Genomic DNA, 16,096 nt, shown 5'->3' on the forward strand with positions numbered 1-16,096 from the left:
CGGGAACAGCAGCTTGCCGTCCCGGTGCATCTCGTACAGCCGGTGCACACCGGTCGTGGTCTCCTCGGTCACGCCCTTGATGGTCGCGGCGACCTCGGTCCACTTGCGCGGGGACTCGGCCAGGGTGCGGTTGAGCAGCTCCAGGATGATCCGGAACTCGTCGTTGTCGGCGGTCGACGGGTCCGGCGCGGCGCCGGCCTTCTCGAACTCGACGCCCTTGTGGATCAGCAGGGTGGCGTCACCGCCGTCGTCCAGGATCATGTTCGGGGTCTGGCCGTTCGGCCAGGTCAGCGCCTGCTCGGTGCACCACCAGTACTCCTCCAGGGTCTCGCCCTTCCAGGCGAAGACCGGGATGCCCTGGGGGTTCTCCGGGGTGCCCTCGGGGCCGACCGCGATGGCGGCGGCGGCGTGGTCCTGGGTGGAGAAGATGTTGCAGGAGCACCAGCGGACCTCGGCGCCGAGCGCCACCAGGGTCTCGATCAGCACGGCGGTCTGCACGGTCATGTGCAGCGAGCCGGTGATCCGGGCGCCGGCCAGCGGCTGGCCGGCGGCGTACTCCTTGCGGATCGACATCAGGCCGGGCATCTCGTGCTCGGCGAGCTGGATCTCCTTGCGGCCGAAGGGGGCCAGGGAGAGGTCGGCTACCTTGAAGTCGCCGGTGGTGTTCGACATGCGGGGTTGCTCCTCGCTGCGTTCGGTCGGTGGGAACGGGTGTGCTGGACGGCGGGGCGGCCCGACGGGGCGCTCCGCTGCGCGGCACAATCCGTCGGAGGACCTCTCTCCCTCGACCCTGATCGGATCGACCGCCATCAGCAGCGACGTTTGACACCGTCCACGAATCTACACCGCCCGGGCCCGCCGGCGCGGGCGGATCACGGGTTTTGCGCCGGATCCGCCCGCACTGTGCGCGGTCAGAGCGTGACGGTGGCGCGGAACAGGGTGCCCTGCCCGGTCAGCGCGGTGGCCTGGCCGGTGGCCGGCAGGTAGACGGACTGACCGCGGCTCAGCTGGAGGGCCCGGCCGGTGGCGTCGGTCAGGGTGACGGTGCCGTCGGTGCAGAGCAGGATCTGCGCCGCGCGGCCGTCCACGGTCCGCCCGGTGCCCTCGGTGAGCCGGAAGCGGCTGAGCCGGAACTCGTCGATCGGGACCGGGAAGAGCTCCTCGCCGTCGGCGTCGGCCACCGGGCGCAGCACGCCGGGGTCGCCGGCGCCGAAGACCACGACCTTCAGCAGCTCGGGGACGTCGATGTGCTTGGGGGTGAGGCCGCAGCGCAGCACGTTGTCCGAGTTGGCCATGATCTCCACGCCGGTGCCGCGCAGGTAGGCGTGCGGCACCCCGGCGCCGAGGTAGAGCGCCTCGCCCGGCTGCAGCCGGACCACGTTGAGCAGCAGCGCGGCCAGCACCCCGGCGTCGCCGGGGAAGTGGCGGGCGGCATAGGCGTAGCCGGCCCACTCCAGCGCGTGCGGCGAGTCGGGGTGCACGACCAGCTGCCGGTCCAGCGCCGCGGCCAGCTCGGTGATGGTGGCCGCGACCACCGCGGGGTCGGTGGAGAGCACGGTGGCCAGCGCCTCGCGCAGTGCCTGCTCGGCGGGCTTGGTGCGCAGCAGGTCGATCAGCGGAGCCAGCCCGGGCACCGCCAGCTCCTCCATCAGCGCGGCGGTGGCCAGCGGGTCGCGAAAGCCGCACATGCCGTCGAACTCGTCCAGCGCGCAGATCAGTTCGGGCTTGTGGTTGGCGTCCTTGTAGTTGCGGTGGCCGGCCTCGACCGGCACCCCGGCCGCGTCCTCGGCGGCGAAGCCCGCCTGGGCCTGGGCCCGGCTGGGGTGCACCTGGAGCGAGAGCGGGATCTCGGCGGCGAGCACCTTGAGCAGGAACGGCAGGGCCGGACCGAACTTCTCGACCGACTCCGCGCCCAGCTCGGCGGCCGGGTCGGCGGCGATCACCGTGGCGAGCTCGACCGGCCCGGCGCCGCGGTCCAGCCGGGAGGAGTCCCCGGGGTGCGCGCCCAGCCAGAGTTCGGCCTGCGGCTCGCCGGTGGGCTGCACGCCGAGCAGCGCGGGGATCGCGGTGGTCGAACCCCAGGCGTAGGGGCGGACGGTGTTGACGAGGCGGTCCATGCGGGGGCCTTGCTCCTAGGTGTCGGCGGTCGAGTCGGCCGGGTTGCTTGTCGAGGCTGTCTCGCTGTTCAACGCTTTGCCGACCCTAGCCGACTCGGATCAGTGCCCCGACCGGGTGGCCAGGCCCAGGTAGACGGCCGCAAAATCACCGAGCGAGACCAGCTCCGCCAGGGCGGCCAGCGGCTCGGGGCGTTCGGCGGTCAGCTCGGTCAGCCGCACCTCGTGGGCCTCGGCCAGCCGCCGCGCCCGGCGGACCGCGTGCCCGGCCGGCCCGGGCTCGGCGGGCGTCTCAGGTTCGCCGCCGTCGCCGTCCGCCTGCTCGGCCGGTCGCGGGGTGTGCCGCAGCAGCAGGAGTTCCAGGCTGAGCGGCTCCGGCGCCTCGACCCGGTCCCGGAAGAAGTCCTCGGGGTCTCCGCCGGCGCCGAGTTGGCCGCTGAACATGCCGCGGTGGGTGCTGAGCGCCTGCGGCAGCCGTCCGGTCACGGCCGGGCGCCCGGCCCGGTCGGCGAGCATCGCGGCCAGCCGCTCGGCGGCCACCCCGGCGGGCTCCCCGTCGCTCCACAGCAGCGGTACGGTGCCGGCCAGTTGGGCGGCCAGGCCCTTGGCGGGGTTGCGGTAGGCGGGCGCGTCGGGGCGGTGCCGGACCGCCAGCTCGTCCAACAGGTCGGCCAGCGCGGGCAGTTCCCCGGGTCCCAGGCGCAGCACGCCGATCCGCTCGGCGAGGGCCAGCAGCGGGGTGAGGAAGGCCCAGAAGGCGCCCGGGTCCTCGGGCGGCAGGTCGGGTTCGGCCGGGGCCGCCGCGGGCTCCTCCAGGTTGGCGACCGCATAGGGCAGCGGCAGGGCGCGCACCTGGGCGGCGGCCTCGGCCAGTGGACGGCCCTCGGGGGCGATCACGGTGATCGCGCAGCCGCGTGCGTAGGCCTGCTCGGCGAGCCGGATCAGGCCCTCCTCGACGCCCTCCGCACCGGCCACCACCACCAGGTCCAGCGGTCCGGCCCAGCCCGGCAGTTGCCAGCTCAGCCCGGCGCTGAACGGATCGCTGGGCAGCACGTCGACGGCGGCCAGCGGATGCACCAGGGTGGCGCTGCCGACCAGGGCGGCCAGCGCCTGGCCCACCATCAGCACGCTGCCGGCTCCGGCGACCAGGACGGCGCGCGGCCGGCCCTCCGGCCGCAGCGAGCTCACTCCCGCGGCCTCGGCCAGCCGCAGCGCGGTGCGGACCCGGGCGCCGGAGGCGGCCAGGGCGAGCAGGGCGTGGTCCTGGTCGGCGCGCTGGAGGGCGGCCGGATCGTCGAGCAGGCTGTCGTCGAGCATGCGGCTAGACCTCCGGTGGCGCGGGGGCAGACGAGCAGGATCAGGCGGGGCGGCGGGCCTCGTCCACCAGCAGCACCGGGATGCCGTCGCGCACCTCGTAGCGCAGGCCGCAGTCGCTGCCGGTGCAGACCAGCTCCGGGGCGTCGGCGGTGCCGCCCTCGACCAGCTTGGCGTGGCACTGCGGGCAGACCAGGATCTCCAGCAGGAACGGTTCGAGCGTCATGGGGTGCTGCTCCGTGGGTTCGTCGCTTCGCGGCAGGACGCGGCGCGCCCCGGCCGGTGGTCAGCCTACCGGCCGGGGCGCGCCGCCCCCGACGATCAGGCGCGGACGATCGCCAGCACCGCGTCGCGCAGCTCGGCCATCTTGGCCGGGTCCTTGGCCTCGACGTTGAGGCGCAGCAGCGGCTCGGTGTTGGAGGCGCGCAGGTTGAACCACCAGTCGGCGCCGGCGATGGTCAGGCCGTCCAGCTCGTCCACGCTGACGCCCTCCAGCGACCCGTAGGCGGCCTTGACCTCGGCGGTCTTGGCGGCCTGGTCGGCGACCTCGCTGTTGATCTCGCCGGAGGCGGCGTAGCGGTCGTACTCCTCGGTCAGCGCGGACAGCGTGCCCGGCTGGCCGCCGAGCGCGGCGAGCACGTGCAGCGCGGCGAGCATGCCGGTGTCGGCGCGCCAGAAGTCGCGGAAGTAGTAGTGCGCGGAGTGCTCGCCGCCGAAGACGGCGTCGGTCTCGGCCATCCGCTGCTTGATGAAGGAGTGGCCGACCCGGGTGCGGACCGCCTTGCCGCCGTGCTCGGCGACCACCTCGGGCACCGTCCACGAGGTGATCAGGTTGTGGATGATGGTGGCGTTCTCCTCGCCGGCGGCCTTGGCCCGGGCCAGCTCGCGCACCGCGACCAGGGCGGTGATGGCGGACGGGGAGACCGGCTCGCCGCGCTCGTCGATCACGAAGCAGCGGTCGGCGTCGCCGTCGAAGGCCAGGCCGATGTCGGCGCCGACCTCCTTGACCTTGGCCTGCAGGTCGACCAGGTTCTTCGGGTCGAGCGGGTTGGCCTCGTGGTTCGGGAAGGTGCCGTCCAGCTCGAAGTACATCGGGACGACGTCGAGCGGCAGGCCGGCGAAGACGGTCGGCACGGTGTGGCCGCCCATGCCGTTGCCCGCGTCGACCACGACCTTGAGCGGGCGGATGCCGGTCAGGTCGACCAGGCCGCGCAGGTGGTCGGTGTAGCCCTGCAGGGTGTCCTGCTGGGTGAGCACGCCGGGCTTCACGTCGACGGTCGGGACGGTCACGGTGTCGTCGTCGTTGATCCAGGACTGCACCAGCTCGCGGATGTCGGCCAGGCCGGTGTCCTCACCGACCGGGGCGGCGCCGGCCCGGCACATCTTGATGCCGTTGTACTGCGCCGGGTTGTGGCTGGCGGTGAACATCGCACCGGGCAGGTCGAGCTTGCCGCTCGCGTAGTAGAGCTGGTCGGTGGAGCACAGCCCGATCTCGGTGACGTCGGCGCCGCGGGCGGCGGCACCCTCGGCGAAGGCCCGCGTCAGGCTCGGCGAGGAGGGGCGCATGTCGTGGCCGACCACGATCGCCGTGGCGCCGGTGACCTGCACGAATGCGGCGCCGAAGGCACGGGAGAGGGTCTCGTCCCACTGGTCCGGGACGACGCCTCGGACGTCGTACGCCTTCACGAGCTGCTTGAGGTCGCGCACTGCGGATCCACCTTGTGTGTGTCATCTGGGCCCCGATGGCCCACGGTCACGATACGTCGGCTCGGGTGCGCGAACCGCTGAGGGTGCACCCGCGAGAGGGCAGCAGCGTACCCGGTGATCGTGACCGGATCGGAACGCTCGGCGGTCGCCCACCGGTACTGTGCTTGATCGGCGGGGGCTTCTAGTTCTCCGGCGAGCGCAGCACCCGCAGGTGCCCGCGGCGGCCGGCCTCCACCGGATCGCCCTCGGAACCGCGGACCGGGCGGGGCCCGCGCTCCTGCGGCCGGGCCGCCTCCCGCACGGCGTTGGCCAGCGCCTCCAGGTCGTCGCTGGAGCGGCGCACCGGTCCGCCTTCGGTGGCGAGCCGGACCACCTCCCAGCCGCGCGGCGCGGTGAGCCGCTCGGCGTGCTCGGCGCACAGGTCGTAGCAGTGCGGCTCGGCGTAGGTGGCGAGCGGGCCCAGCACCGCCGTGGAGTCGGCGTACACGTACGTCAGCGTCGCCACGGCCGGACGGCCGCACGCGGTCCGCGAACAACGACGTACAGGGCTCACAGGGGTGGACGGTACCGCACGTTCGGCCGACTGGCTAAGACCGGCCGGTCGCGGCCGGTTCGTGTCGCATGGGAGCGTGCCCCGATCGGTGCTCATGTGGTCCAATTCCCAGCCTCCAAGGACTACGCTCGTCATTGATATGGACAGCTCCGTACCGCAACCGCCCGCTGCGCCCGCCGCGTCCGGGTCGCCGCGCCCCCGGCGCCGCGACCGGCACGGCCGTGGCCTGCGCGGCCCGCTGGCCCCGCCGCAGGTGCCGATCTCGCTGACCCGGTCCGAGCTGTTCGAGGACTACATCCGCGAGTCGGTGGAGCGGCTGGAGCGCCGCTGGCCCCAGCTGATCGACGTCGAGTTCGAGGTCGCCGAGGTGCCCGAGGAGACCGGCGGCACGCCCGGGCCGGACCAGGACGGGGTGCCGCTGGGCCGGGTGGTGACGGCCCGCCAGGGCGCCAAGAGCCGGATCACGATCTACCGCCGCCCGGTGGAGATCCGGGCCAAGTCCCGCGAGGACCGGGCGGCGCTGGTGCACGAGATCCTGATCGAGCAGGTCGCGGAGCTGCTCGGGCTCTCACCGGACGCCATCGACCCCCGGTACGACGAGGACTGACCGCAGTCGTCGCGCGGGGGCCGACCGGGCGCCTGCTCAGTGCAGCAGTACGCCCGGGTCCTGCTGGGTCTGCGGCACCTGCACGAAGCTGTGGTCGTCCTGCAGCGCCTGGATGGTGAACATCGGAACGTTGTCGGTGTTCACCGCCAGCATCCGGGCCGCGACCACCCCGGAGCCCGAGGTGGTCTCCACGGTCAGGCCGAAGCTGCCGTTGCCGCCGGCCGGCTCGGGGGACGCCAGGCCGACCGTGCCGCCGGCCGGGATCTGCACGTCCTTGCTGGTCGGCGTGCCGCCGCCGGTGCTCGCCGAGGCCGTCACCCGGACCGTGGCGGCGTCACCCGTGGCGGTGAGCAGCAGGGTGGACACACCGCCGGCCCGGGAGTCGGCCACGGTGGCGCGCTTGCCGACCGGTCCGGCGCCGCTGATCCAGGCCGAGTCGGACTTGCCGTTGCTGCTGCGGTCGATCCGGACGGTGGCGATCACCGGGGTGGGGTGGCTCGGGTCGCTGGGCGTCAGCCGCACCGCCGAGATCTGCTGGCGGTTCAGCTGGCCGAGGTCGAGGGCGGTGACCATGCCGGCCTTGACGTGGACGGTCCCCTGGCCGTTGGCCAGGACCGGGGAGAACCAGCCGTTCTGGCCGGAGAGCTGGATCTTCAGGTCGGCGTCGTCGTCGCTGCCGGGCGCCGCCACCACCAGGTGGGCCGCCGAGAGGTCGCCGGGCAGGCCGGGCACCACCACGGTGGACGCCGGATCCGCCGAGGCCGGGATCCAGTCCGAGCCGGCCGAGCCGTCGGACGCGTGCAGGTACGCACCGACCCGGCCGCTGCGGACCCGCACCTCGACCGCCAGGTCGGCGGTCTGGCTGGTGGTCAGGGTGGTGAGCAGCACGCTCTGCGAGGTGCCGGGGGCGACGGCGATGCCGCTGCCGGCGTCACCGGTGTCGATCGGGCCCTGGTCGCCGTAGAGCTTGATGTCGACCACGGCGGCGGTGTTCTCGGCGTCGGTCAGGCTGAGGTAGTCCTTGCGGTTGCCGGCCGTGCTGGCGCCGGCGAACCAGAAGTGGGTGCCGGACGGGGCGCAGGTGACCCCGGACATGCCCTCGCCGCGCTGGTCGGTGACGGTGGTGGTCTGGGTGACCGTGAAGCCGGGGGCCAGCGCGCCGGTGGCGACCGCGGTGCTGCCGGGTGCGGTGTCCCCGGTGGCGGCGGTGGCGCTGACCGGGACGCCGGGCTTGGCCAGGGTGATCATGGCGCTGCCGCTCTGGCCGGCGGCCGGGGAGCCGCTCGGCGAGGACGAACCCGACGGGCTCGGGGAGCCCGAGGGCGCGGCGGACCCGGACGGTGAGCCCGACGGCGCCGGCGAGCCCGACGACCCGTCGGCCGGCGCGGCGGCGGCACTCACCGTCGCGCTGCCGGTCCCGGTGCCGGTGGCGTCGGCGGGGGTTATCGCGGTGATCTGGGTGGTGCCGGTCAGCCCCTGCATCGGCTGCGGGCAGACCACCGCGGTGCGCTCGACCTGGGCGGCGGCCGCGCTGCCGGCGGGCCGGGCGCTGGGCGCGGCCGGCTGGCGCAGCTCGGCGACACCGAGCACCGCGGCGAGCACGGCGACGCAGGCCAGCAGCGAGCGGCCGGTGCGGCCGCCGCCGCCTGACGCACCGTCCGCCGGGCGGTTCAGGTTGATGGCGGGCATCTTCATCGCGGGTCAGCTCCGTCGTGGCGCGGGTGGCCGCCGTAGGCGGGGTCCTCGGGCTGGGCCTGGCCGGGCAGCCAGGGCTGCTGCTGGCCGTCGGTCTGGTAGCCCTGCTGCGGGTAGCCGCCGTAGCCGTACTCGGCGGGGTAGGCCTGGGCGTACGGGTCGGCCTGGTAGCCGCCCTCGGGGAACTGCTCCGCGGGGTACGCCTCGGCGGGATAGCCCTCGGCCTGGTACGGCTGGGCGTAGGCCTGGTACGGCTGCTGGGCCGCGTACGGGTCGTAGCCGTACGGGTCGGCCTGCTGGTAGTCGGCCGGCTGGTAGGGCTGCCCGGCGTACGGGTCCGGCTGGGCCGCGACCGGCTCGGCCGTCGGGTAGGGCTCCCCGGCCTGCTGGGCCGGGATGCCGGCCGGGTGGCCGGCCGGGCTGCCGTAGACGCCGTCGTCGGGGTCGACGGGCTCGCCGCCGCCCTCGCTCTCGCCGCGTTCGGCCATCCGGCGGGCCCGGCGGCTGCCGGGCGCCGGCGGGGCCAGGGTCTGGGCGGCCAGCGCGGCGGCGGCCACCACCTCCTCGGGCAGGTCGTCGTCCTTGGTGGAGCGGCGGCCGGGCAGCGCCAGCACCAGCAGCACCAGGCCGAGCAGCAGCTGGGCCGCGGTCCAGCCGACGTGCGCCAGCGGTGTGGCCCGGGTGACGGCGAGGGTGCCGCCGCCGGCCGGCAGCTGGAAGCCCTGGGCCCAGCCGTCCAGGGTGACCGGGGTGAGGCGGGTGCCGTTCAGGGTGGCCTGCCAGCCGGAGTCGGCCTGCTCGGCCAGCCGCAGCACCCGCCCGTTGGGGCCGGCCGGGACGGTGGTGTTCACGGTCTCGTCGCCGGACGCCACCTTGACCGGGGCGGCGTTCGGGGCAGTGATCACCGCGCGGGCCACCGGCACGCCGGTCACCTGCCAGATCGCGGTGCCGCTGTCCCGGCTCACCGGGCTCAGCCCGGGGGTGGTGTCGAGCACCTCGCCGACCTTGGCAATCATCGGGTCCTGGACCACCACGTAGCCCACGCCGTAGCCGGCCAGCGCGCTCGCCTGGTCGGCCCCGGAGCCGGCCAGCAGGCTGCCGACCAGCTTGGCCGGCCCGTCGCCGGTGGTGCCGCCCGGGTCGACGGTGCCCTCGGCCTGGCCGAGCGTCAGGCCGGAGCCGCGGACGATCGCGAACCGGACCGAACTGGCCTGGGCGTCACCGGAGAGCACCAGGGCGCGCGGGTGGTCACCGGTGGCGGACTCGGCGGCCACGAAGGCCGGCAGCTGGCCGGCCGCGCCGCGGTGCAGCGGGCCGGACGAGCCGGTGACGGCCCACCACAGGGCGGTGCCGACCGGCGCCAGCACCGCGGCGGCCACCACCAGCGCGGCCACCGGCTGGCGCCAGCCGAAGGCGATGCCGGCCACTCGGGCGTTGGCCCCGTCGGCGCCGATCGCGGCCGCGGCCAGCAGGGCGATGCCGGCCAGCAGGGTGGCCGGGCCGGCCCAGGCGGCGACCGGCAGGCCACCGGAGGCCGGGGTGATGCTGGTGCCGGCCACCACCACGGCGAAGACCAGGCCGGCCCCGGCGGCGCCCCAGGCGGCCAGCACCGCACGGCGCCGGTCGGCGCGCAGCAGCGCGGCGAACGCGGCCAGCAGCACGCCGGCCGACAGCCAGATCGGCGGCACCCCGGCCCCGCCCGGGTTGGCCAGCAGCAGTCCGATCGGCCCGGCCTGGTGGCCGTTGAAGCCGGGCAGGCCGGCCTCCAGCAGCAGCCGGGACGGATGGCTGAGCAGCCCCAGCGACCACGGCGCGAGCACCACGACCGGCAGCACCAGGATGACCGCCACCCGCAGGCCCAGTGAGCGCAGCACGGCCGGCCCGCTGCCGTAGGCACCGCCGCGCACTATCGCGACGGCCAGTATGGCCAGCGTCAGCGGCACGGCGATCGCCCACATCAGCGGCACGAAGGCGGTGCAGACGGTGAGCAGGGTGACGGTCATCCAGGTGGACCGCCAGCCGGGCCGGACACCGCGCGCGGCGGTCTCCCGGCGGATGCCGAGGCCGGCGGCGATGGCGGCGGCGCGGGCCAGCGGCGGCAGCAGCACCACCAGCACGGCGGTGCCGATCCGGCCCTGGGCGATCGCCCCGGTGGCGGCGGGCAGCAGCGCGTAGCTGGCGCTGGCCCAGGCCCGCACCAGCTTGGAGCCGAGCAGCGGGCGGGAGACCAGGTAGGCGCTGACCGCGGCCAGCGGCACCGAGAGCACCAGCAGCAGGGTGACCGCGAGGTCGGCGTTGTCGAAGAGCAGCCAGGAGAGCACCGAGAGCACCGCCAGGTACGGCGGCGCGGTGGCGGTGGAGCCGGAACCGATGCCGTGCCAGCTGCCGGCGTACATGTTCCACAGGCCGGACGCGCCGTCAGCTGCGGGCAGCAGCGCGCCGCCGAACAGCGAGCCGCTGCCGAGCAGGTCGCGGGCGGCGATCAGGGTGAGCAGCAGCAGCGCGGCGAACAGCACCGGGGCGGGCCGCCGGGCCAGCTTCTTGAGCAGCGCGAACTGCTCGACCTCCAGCACCTCGTTGTCGTCGTCGCCGCCGGAGGCCTCCAGCGCGCTGCCGTGCCGGCCGACCTCGTCGCCGGTGCCGCCGATGCCGAGCGAGGCGATCATGCCCTCGATGGCGAGGCGGGCGGTGGCGCCGGGCGGCGGGAACAGGCTGCGGTCGTCCAGCGCGTCCAGCGAGCGGGTCCGGGCCCGGCGCTTGCGGGCCGCCAGCAGGCGGGGCAGCCGGATTAGTTCGTGGTTCAGGCCGGCGATCTCGTCGTAGGCCTGGCGCGGGTCCTTGCCGACCAGGTTGGCCAGCACCCGCAGCAAGGTGCCGAGCACCAGCCGCAGCAGGACGTACGGGAAGAGCAGGCGGCGGGAGTTGGCGAGCAGCGTGTAGACGGCGCCGGCCTTGTCGACCCGGTGCGGGTGGTCGGCGGCGCAGTCGATCGCGCGCCGCTCGCGGCTGGCCGCCTCGGCGTGCCGCAGCACGGCGTCGGGGGCGATCACCACCCGGTGCCCGGCGGCGTTGACCCGCCAGCAGAAGTCGGCGTCGTCGCGCATCAGCGGCAACGCCCGGTCGAAGCCACCGAGTTGTTCGAAGACGTCGCGCCGGACCAGCATGCCGGCGGTGGAGACGGCGAGCACCGGGCGGACCTGGTCGTGCTGGCCCTGGTCCTGCTCGCGGCGGTCCAGGCCGGTCCAGCGGCGGCCGGAGTGGGCGATGGTGATGCCGACCTCGAGGAGCTGGCGCCGGTCGTACCAGCTGCGCAGCTTGGGGCCGACGACACCGGCGGACGGCGTGCTGTCGGCGACCTGGAGCAGTCGGCGCAGCGCGTCGGTCTGCGGTTCGCAGTCGTCGTGCAGCAGCCAGAGCCACTCGATCGGCTGGGTCTCGCGGCGGCTGCCGGCGTTGAAGTCGTCCTCGGAGGCGAGCGGGTCGCCGAAGTCGTCCCAGCCGCCGGTCACCGGGTCGTAGCCGGACGGGTCGAGGCTGTAGGGCAGGTCCTCGGGGCGCAGCGGCGGGCTGTTGAAGACCGCCTCGGCGACGGCGGTGCCGAAGCCGGCCCGGCGGCCGAGCACGATCGGGCCGGACTCGGGCAGCCAGTCGCCGAGGGTGTCGCGCAGCAGTTGCGGTGAGGTGTCGGTGCTGCCGGTGTCCACGGCGAGGATGCGCTGCACCTGCCGGTCCTGGCCGAGCAGTCCGGCAAGCGCCTGCGGCAGCCAGCGGGCACCGTCGTGGCTGACGACGACGGCGGTCACCAGGTGGCGCGGGTAGGCGGGCGGCCGGGTGGAGCCGCCGTGGGGCAGCGGGCCGGACGACGGCTGGTCTGGATAGCCGTGCTGGTGGCTGTAGGCAGTCATCGAGTGCGCGGGCCCCGGTTCCGAGTGGACGGCAGGTGGCGCACCACACTAACGGCTTCCGATGAGCGCCCTGCCCACCGGTGGGGGCTGAGGCCACGTCGCGGGTGGGGGCGCACGAAATTGCAAAAGCGCCCCGCCATTCGTGGCGAGGCGCTTGCCAGACTGCGATGAAGGCTCTATGAGCGAAGGCCCTATGGGTGCGGGCCGGACGGATTCTGCGGAGGGGGAATGCGGATGACCGATCGGACGGTCAGACGGCGCTCTTCTTGAGCCGACGGCGTTCGCGCTCAGACAGGCCGCCCCAGATACCGAATCGCTCGTCGTTGGCGAGGGCGTACTCAAGGCATTCGGAGCGGACCTCGCAGGCCAGGCACACCTTCTTGGCCTCGCGGGTGGAGCCGCCCTTCTCCGGGAAGAAGGACTCTGGATCGGTCTGCGCGCACAGGGCGCGCTCCTGCCAGCCGAGCTCCTCTTCCTCGTCGATGCCCTCACCGATCAACAGCTCAAAGAGCTCGCTCATTGGCGCGCCTCCTCTGCCCCTCTTGGCGTCCCCGTGCAAGTTGCCGCCGGCTGGCTCAGCCGGACGACACGACTGAAATTACATGTGCGTCACTCTGGCTCAGTCAAGCCGAGCTCTGGTATTGGGTCGCGAATTCACTCCCCGGAACCAAGCCATTACAAATAGTGTACATATCCGGACAGAACGGACTTTCCGCAGCTCGCAGCCGATGCGACGGGTACGACCCCTGACACACCGTCCACATCACCAGACGCGCCCGCGTGCCGCTCCGGTTGCCGACGGCGCCGACGGCCGCGACAGTGTCCGCGAGCAGCACCGCATCTGACGGCGCGCCCGATCGTGCACGGACGGACCGGCTGCCCGCTGACACGGGATCAACCAGGTCAACGGCCTGCCTTCCCGGCTTTCAGCACATCGAAACCTAGAGGATGACTTATCACTCGATCCAACTGAATGTCCTGATTATCCCCCTGTTGGCGGTACGCCCCGGCTTGACACCGCACCCACCGACCCTGTCTCCTGGGATGCATGTCAGAGTCCATCGCCCAGCCGAGCCGCCACGTGCTGCTCCGGCGTGCCGCGAGCGCTCTGTGTTGCCGTCGCTGCTCCTGTTGTCGCTAGGCGCGTCGGCCCCCTCTCTGGACTTCCCGGGAGTTCTCTCCCCCGGCCTCGACGCGCCCGCCCAGGACCACGAGGCCGCCCGTGACACCCGCCCGCGGATGCCGGCCCACCCCGTCGACACCCGCGAGGACTCCAGATGCGCCACCACGACCACACCCGGCCGGCCGTTGCTCCCGCCCTTGGGCAGCCCACCCGCCGTCCCGCCGCCGCCCCGGTGCGCGCCTGGGCCGACGGCCTGAGCGACGTCAGCATCGCCGGCGACCCGCTGGCCTTCCCGCACCTGGCCCGCACCGACCTGCCCGCCCACCCGACCACGGTGGCCGGCTACGCCCGGCTGGTCCGCGAGATCGCCGCCGACCGGGACCGCTGGGCCCCGCTGGTCCGCTACGACGCGCTGACCCGCTGGTACGCGCGACTGGAGACCGGCCCCGGCTACGAGGTCTGGCTGCTCAGCTGGCTGCCCGGCCAGAGCAGCGGACTGCACGACCACGGTGCCGCCACCGGCGTGCTGACGGTGGTTCAGGGCGAGCTGGTGGAGCACTCGCAGGGCAACGGCGGCACCGGCAGCCGCACCCTGCGCCCGGGCCGGCGCCGGGTCTTCTCGGCCGGCTACCTGCACGAGGTGGTCAACGCGACCCTGGAGCCCGCCGTCAGCATCCACCTCTACACCCCCGGCCTGACCGAGATGAACCAGTACGCCGAGGCGCCGCAGCCGGCCCGGGAGTTGCCGCGGTAACGGTCCTGCGCCCCCGGCCGGGCTGGCAGGATGAACGCATGCGTATCGTGGCACTGGCCGGCGGCATCGGGGGCGCACGCTTCCTGCGCGGTCTCAAGGACGTGGTGGCTCCCGACGACGAGATCACCGTCATCGGCAACACCGGAGACGACATCCACCTCTTCGGGCTGAAGGTCTGTCCGGATCTGGACACCGTGATGTACACCCTCGGCGGTGGCATCCACGAGGAACAGGGCTGGGGCCGGGCCGAGGAGACCTTCGCGGTCAAGGACGAGCTCGCCGCCTACGGCGTCGGACCGTCCTGGTTCGGGCTGGGCGACAAGGACTTCGCCACCCACATCGTGCGCACCCAGATGCTCGGCGCCGGCTATCCGCTGAGCGCGGTCACCGAGGCGCTCTGCGACCGCTGGCAGCCCGGGGTGCGGCTGCTGCCGATGAGCGACGACCGGGTCGAGACCCACGTCCGGATCACCACTGGCGACACCAGCGGCTCAGCCGCGGGAGGCGGCAGTCGGGCGATCCACTTCCAGGAGTACTGGGTCAAGCTGCACGCGGCGGTGGACGCCGAGGCGATCATCCCGGTCGGCGCGGACACCGCGAAGCCGGCCCCCGGCGTGCTGGAGGCGATCGCCGCCGCCGACGTGATCCTCTTCCCGCCGTCCAACCCGGTGGTGAGCATCGGCACCATCCTGGCCGTCCCCGGCATCCGGGAGGCGGTGGCAGCGGCCGCCGCTCCGGTGGTCGGGCTCTCCCCGATCATCGGCGGCGCCCCGGTGCGCGGCATGGCGGACAAGGTGCTGGCCGCGGTCGGCGTCGAGGCCTCCGCCGCCGCGGTGGCCCGGCACTACGGGTCCCAACTGCTGGACGGCTGGCTGGTGGACGAGGTCGACGCGGACGCGGTCGAGTCGGTGACCGCCGCCGGGATCGCCTGCCGGGCGGTGCCGCTGCTGATGACCGACCCGGCCGCCACCGCCGCGATGGCCCGGGCAGCGCTGGAGCTGGCCGAGCAGGTGCGCCGATGACCGAGCCGCCGGCATTGGAAGTGCTGCCCGTTCTCGGCCTGCCCGAGGTCGAGCCGGACACCGACCTGGGCGCCTTGATCGCCAAGGCCGTGGAGCTGCGCGACGGCGACGTCGTGGTGGTCACCTCGAAGATCGTCAGCAAGGCCGAGGGGCGGATAGTCCAGGCCGAGGACCGCGAGGCCGCGATCGACGCCGAGGCGGTGCGCGTGGTCGCCCGGCGCGGCCGGCTGCGGATCGTGCAGAACCGCAACGGCCTGGTGATGGCCGCCGCCGGCGTGGACGCCTCCAACACCGCGCCCGGCACCATCCTGCTGCTGCCGCTCGACCCGGACGCCTCGGCGCGCGCGATCCGGGCCCGGCTCCAGGAGCTGACCGGCCGTCGGCTCGGCGTGCTGATCACCGACACCTTCGGCCGGGCCTGGCGCAGCGGGCTCACCGACGTCGCGATCGGCGCGGCCGGCGTGGCGGTGCTGGAGGACCACCGCGGACGGGTCGACAGCCACGGCAACGAGCTGCACATGACCGTCACCGCCACCGCCGACGAGATCGCCGCCGCCGGCGACCTGGTGAAGGGCAAGGCCACCGGCACCCCGGTCGCGGTGGTGCGCGGCCTGCCCGACGCCGTCACGGCGGAGGACGGGGACGGGGTCCGGCCGCTGGTCCGGGACCTGCAGGACGACCTGTTCCGGCTCGGCACCTCGGAGGCGATCCGAACCGCCGTCACCATGCGCCGCACGGTACGGGAGTTCAGCGACGAACCGGTGCACGGCGACGCCGTCCGGCGCGCGGTGGCCGCCGCGGTCACCGCGCCCGCGCCGCACCACACCACGCCCTGGCGGTTCGTGCTGCTGGAGTCCGAGGGCGCCCGCACCGGGCTGCTGGACGCGATGCTCGCCGCCTGGCGCCGCGACCTGCGCGAGCTGGACGGCTGGGACGAGGAGCGGATCGCCCGCCGGACCGCGCGCGGCGACGTGCTGCGCCGCGCCCCGTACCTGGTGGTGCCGTGCCTGGTGACGGCCGGCTCGCACCACTACCCCGACGCCCGCCGGGCCGCCGCCGAGCGCGAGATGTTCACCGTCGCCGCCGGCGCCGCCGTGCAGAACCTGCTGGTGACGCTGAGCGGCGAGGGCTACGGAACGGCGTGGGTGTCGTCCACGATGTTCTGCCGGGACGTGGTGCGAGAGGCACTGCGCCTGCCCGACGACTGGGACCCGATGGGCGCCATCGCCGTGGGCCGCCCGGCAACCGTCCCCCAGGACCGCCCGGAGCGGGAGGTGGAGGGGTTCGTGGTGGTGCGGTAGG

General features: G+C 74.2%; 13 protein-coding genes. 4 read left to right on the top strand and 9 right to left on the bottom strand.

From position 1 onward, the window contains the following. The 6 genes from P3T35_RS13300 to P3T35_RS13325 all read right to left on the bottom strand — a co-directional run. Nucleotides 1–672: adenosylhomocysteinase (locus tag P3T35_RS13300; protein WP_280706028.1), on the bottom strand; the 672-nt coding region annotated here is incomplete at its 3' end. A gap of 239 nt (nt 673–911) precedes the next feature. Continuing rightward, nucleotides 912–2,117, bottom strand: a complete 1,206-nt coding sequence (gene manA / locus P3T35_RS13305; protein ID WP_101381557.1) for a mannose-6-phosphate isomerase, class I — start codon at nt 2,115–2,117, stop codon at nt 912–914. A 99-nt stretch (nt 2,118–2,216) separates the two neighbouring features. Then, entirely contained in the window at nt 2,217–3,431 is a 1,215-nt protein-coding gene (locus P3T35_RS13310; RefSeq protein WP_101381556.1) for an SIS domain-containing protein, read from the bottom strand. A 40-nt stretch (nt 3,432–3,471) separates the two neighbouring features. Then, nucleotides 3,472–3,654 (bottom strand): Trm112 family protein, encoded by a 183-nt coding sequence (locus tag P3T35_RS13315; protein WP_101381555.1) that lies wholly within the window; start codon nt 3,652–3,654, stop codon nt 3,472–3,474. A 95-nt stretch (nt 3,655–3,749) separates the two neighbouring features. Next, nucleotides 3,750–5,135: a phosphomannomutase/phosphoglucomutase gene (locus tag P3T35_RS13320; protein WP_101381554.1), complete on the bottom strand. Its 1,386-nt coding sequence runs from the start codon at nt 5,133–5,135 to the stop codon at nt 3,750–3,752. Nucleotides 5,136–5,316: 181 nt separating this feature from the next. Next, nucleotides 5,317–5,688, bottom strand: coding sequence for a DUF3499 domain-containing protein (locus tag P3T35_RS13325; RefSeq protein ID WP_280706031.1), 372 nt, complete (start codon nt 5,686–5,688; stop codon nt 5,317–5,319). A 139-nt stretch (nt 5,689–5,827) separates the two neighbouring features. Between P3T35_RS13325 and P3T35_RS13330 the strand changes: the two genes are divergently transcribed. Next, a complete protein-coding gene (locus P3T35_RS13330; protein WP_101381552.1) occupies nt 5,828–6,295 on the top strand; it encodes a metallopeptidase family protein in 468 nt (155 codons plus the stop codon). A gap of 36 nt (nt 6,296–6,331) precedes the next feature. Here P3T35_RS13330 and P3T35_RS13335 read toward each other — a convergent pair whose 3' ends face one another. From P3T35_RS13335 to P3T35_RS13345, 3 genes are all read right to left on the bottom strand, one after another. Then, the gene (locus tag P3T35_RS13335; protein ID WP_101381551.1) at nt 6,332–7,990 is read right to left on the bottom strand and encodes a DUF5719 family protein; all 1,659 of its coding nucleotides are present in this window, start codon (nt 7,988–7,990) and stop codon (nt 6,332–6,334) included. Beyond that, nucleotides 7,987–11,895, bottom strand: a complete 3,909-nt coding sequence (locus tag P3T35_RS13340) for a glycosyltransferase (protein WP_101381550.1) — start codon at nt 11,893–11,895, stop codon at nt 7,987–7,989. The genes P3T35_RS13335 and P3T35_RS13340 overlap by 4 nt, the downstream gene beginning before the upstream one ends. Nucleotides 11,896–12,145: 250 nt before the next feature. Continuing rightward, nucleotides 12,146–12,415, bottom strand: coding sequence for a WhiB family transcriptional regulator (locus tag P3T35_RS13345; protein WP_101381549.1), 270 nt, complete (start codon nt 12,413–12,415; stop codon nt 12,146–12,148). 757 nt (nt 12,416–13,172) lie between these two features. Between P3T35_RS13345 and P3T35_RS13350 the strand changes: the two genes are divergently transcribed. From P3T35_RS13350 to P3T35_RS13360, 3 genes are read left to right on the top strand one after another with little or no spacing between them, the layout of a single operon-like run. Beyond that, nucleotides 13,173–13,772 (top strand): cysteine dioxygenase family protein, encoded by a 600-nt coding sequence (locus P3T35_RS13350; protein ID WP_101381548.1) that lies wholly within the window; start codon nt 13,173–13,175, stop codon nt 13,770–13,772. Between the two features lie 38 nt (nt 13,773–13,810). Then, complete coding sequence (gene cofD / locus P3T35_RS13355; protein WP_101381547.1) at nt 13,811–14,794, top strand: 2-phospho-L-lactate transferase; 984 nt, start codon at nt 13,811–13,813, stop codon at nt 14,792–14,794. Further along, nucleotides 14,791–16,095 carry a coenzyme F420-0:L-glutamate ligase gene (locus P3T35_RS13360; protein ID WP_101381546.1) on the top strand — a complete coding sequence of 435 codons (1,305 nt, stop codon included), beginning with the start codon at nt 14,791–14,793 and terminating at the stop codon, nt 16,093–16,095. Before cofD ends, P3T35_RS13360 begins: the two co-directional genes overlap by 4 nt. Nucleotide 16,096: the final 1 nt, after the last annotated feature.

It is taken from the genome of Kitasatospora sp. GP30, from assembly GCF_029892145.1.
GTDB classification, from domain to species: domain Bacteria; phylum Actinomycetota; class Actinomycetes; order Streptomycetales; family Streptomycetaceae; genus Kitasatospora; species Kitasatospora acidiphila.

Excerpts from the sequence above, each read along its gene's own strand:
- manA (WP_101381557.1), bottom strand. The coding sequence starts at position 2,117 with ATGGACCGCCTCGTCAACACCGTCCGCCCCTACGCCTGGGGTTCGACC.
- P3T35_RS13310 (WP_101381556.1), bottom strand. The coding sequence starts at position 3,431 with ATGCTCGACGACAGCCTGCTCGACGATCCGGCCGCCCTCCAGCGCGCC.
- P3T35_RS13315 (WP_101381555.1), bottom strand. The coding sequence starts at position 3,654 with ATGACGCTCGAACCGTTCCTGCTGGAGATCCTGGTCTGCCCGCAGTGC.
- P3T35_RS13330 (WP_101381552.1), top strand. The coding sequence starts at position 5,828 with ATGGACAGCTCCGTACCGCAACCGCCCGCTGCGCCCGCCGCGTCCGGG.
- P3T35_RS13335 (WP_101381551.1), bottom strand. The coding sequence starts at position 7,990 with ATGAAGATGCCCGCCATCAACCTGAACCGCCCGGCGGACGGTGCGTCA.
- P3T35_RS13340 (WP_101381550.1), bottom strand. The coding sequence starts at position 11,895 with ATGACTGCCTACAGCCACCAGCACGGCTATCCAGACCAGCCGTCGTCC.
- P3T35_RS13345 (WP_101381549.1), bottom strand. The coding sequence starts at position 12,415 with ATGAGCGAGCTCTTTGAGCTGTTGATCGGTGAGGGCATCGACGAGGAA.
- P3T35_RS13350 (WP_101381548.1), top strand. The coding sequence starts at position 13,173 with ATGCGCCACCACGACCACACCCGGCCGGCCGTTGCTCCCGCCCTTGGG.
- cofD (WP_101381547.1), top strand. The coding sequence starts at position 13,811 with ATGCGTATCGTGGCACTGGCCGGCGGCATCGGGGGCGCACGCTTCCTG.
- P3T35_RS13360 (WP_101381546.1), top strand. The coding sequence starts at position 14,791 with ATGACCGAGCCGCCGGCATTGGAAGTGCTGCCCGTTCTCGGCCTGCCC.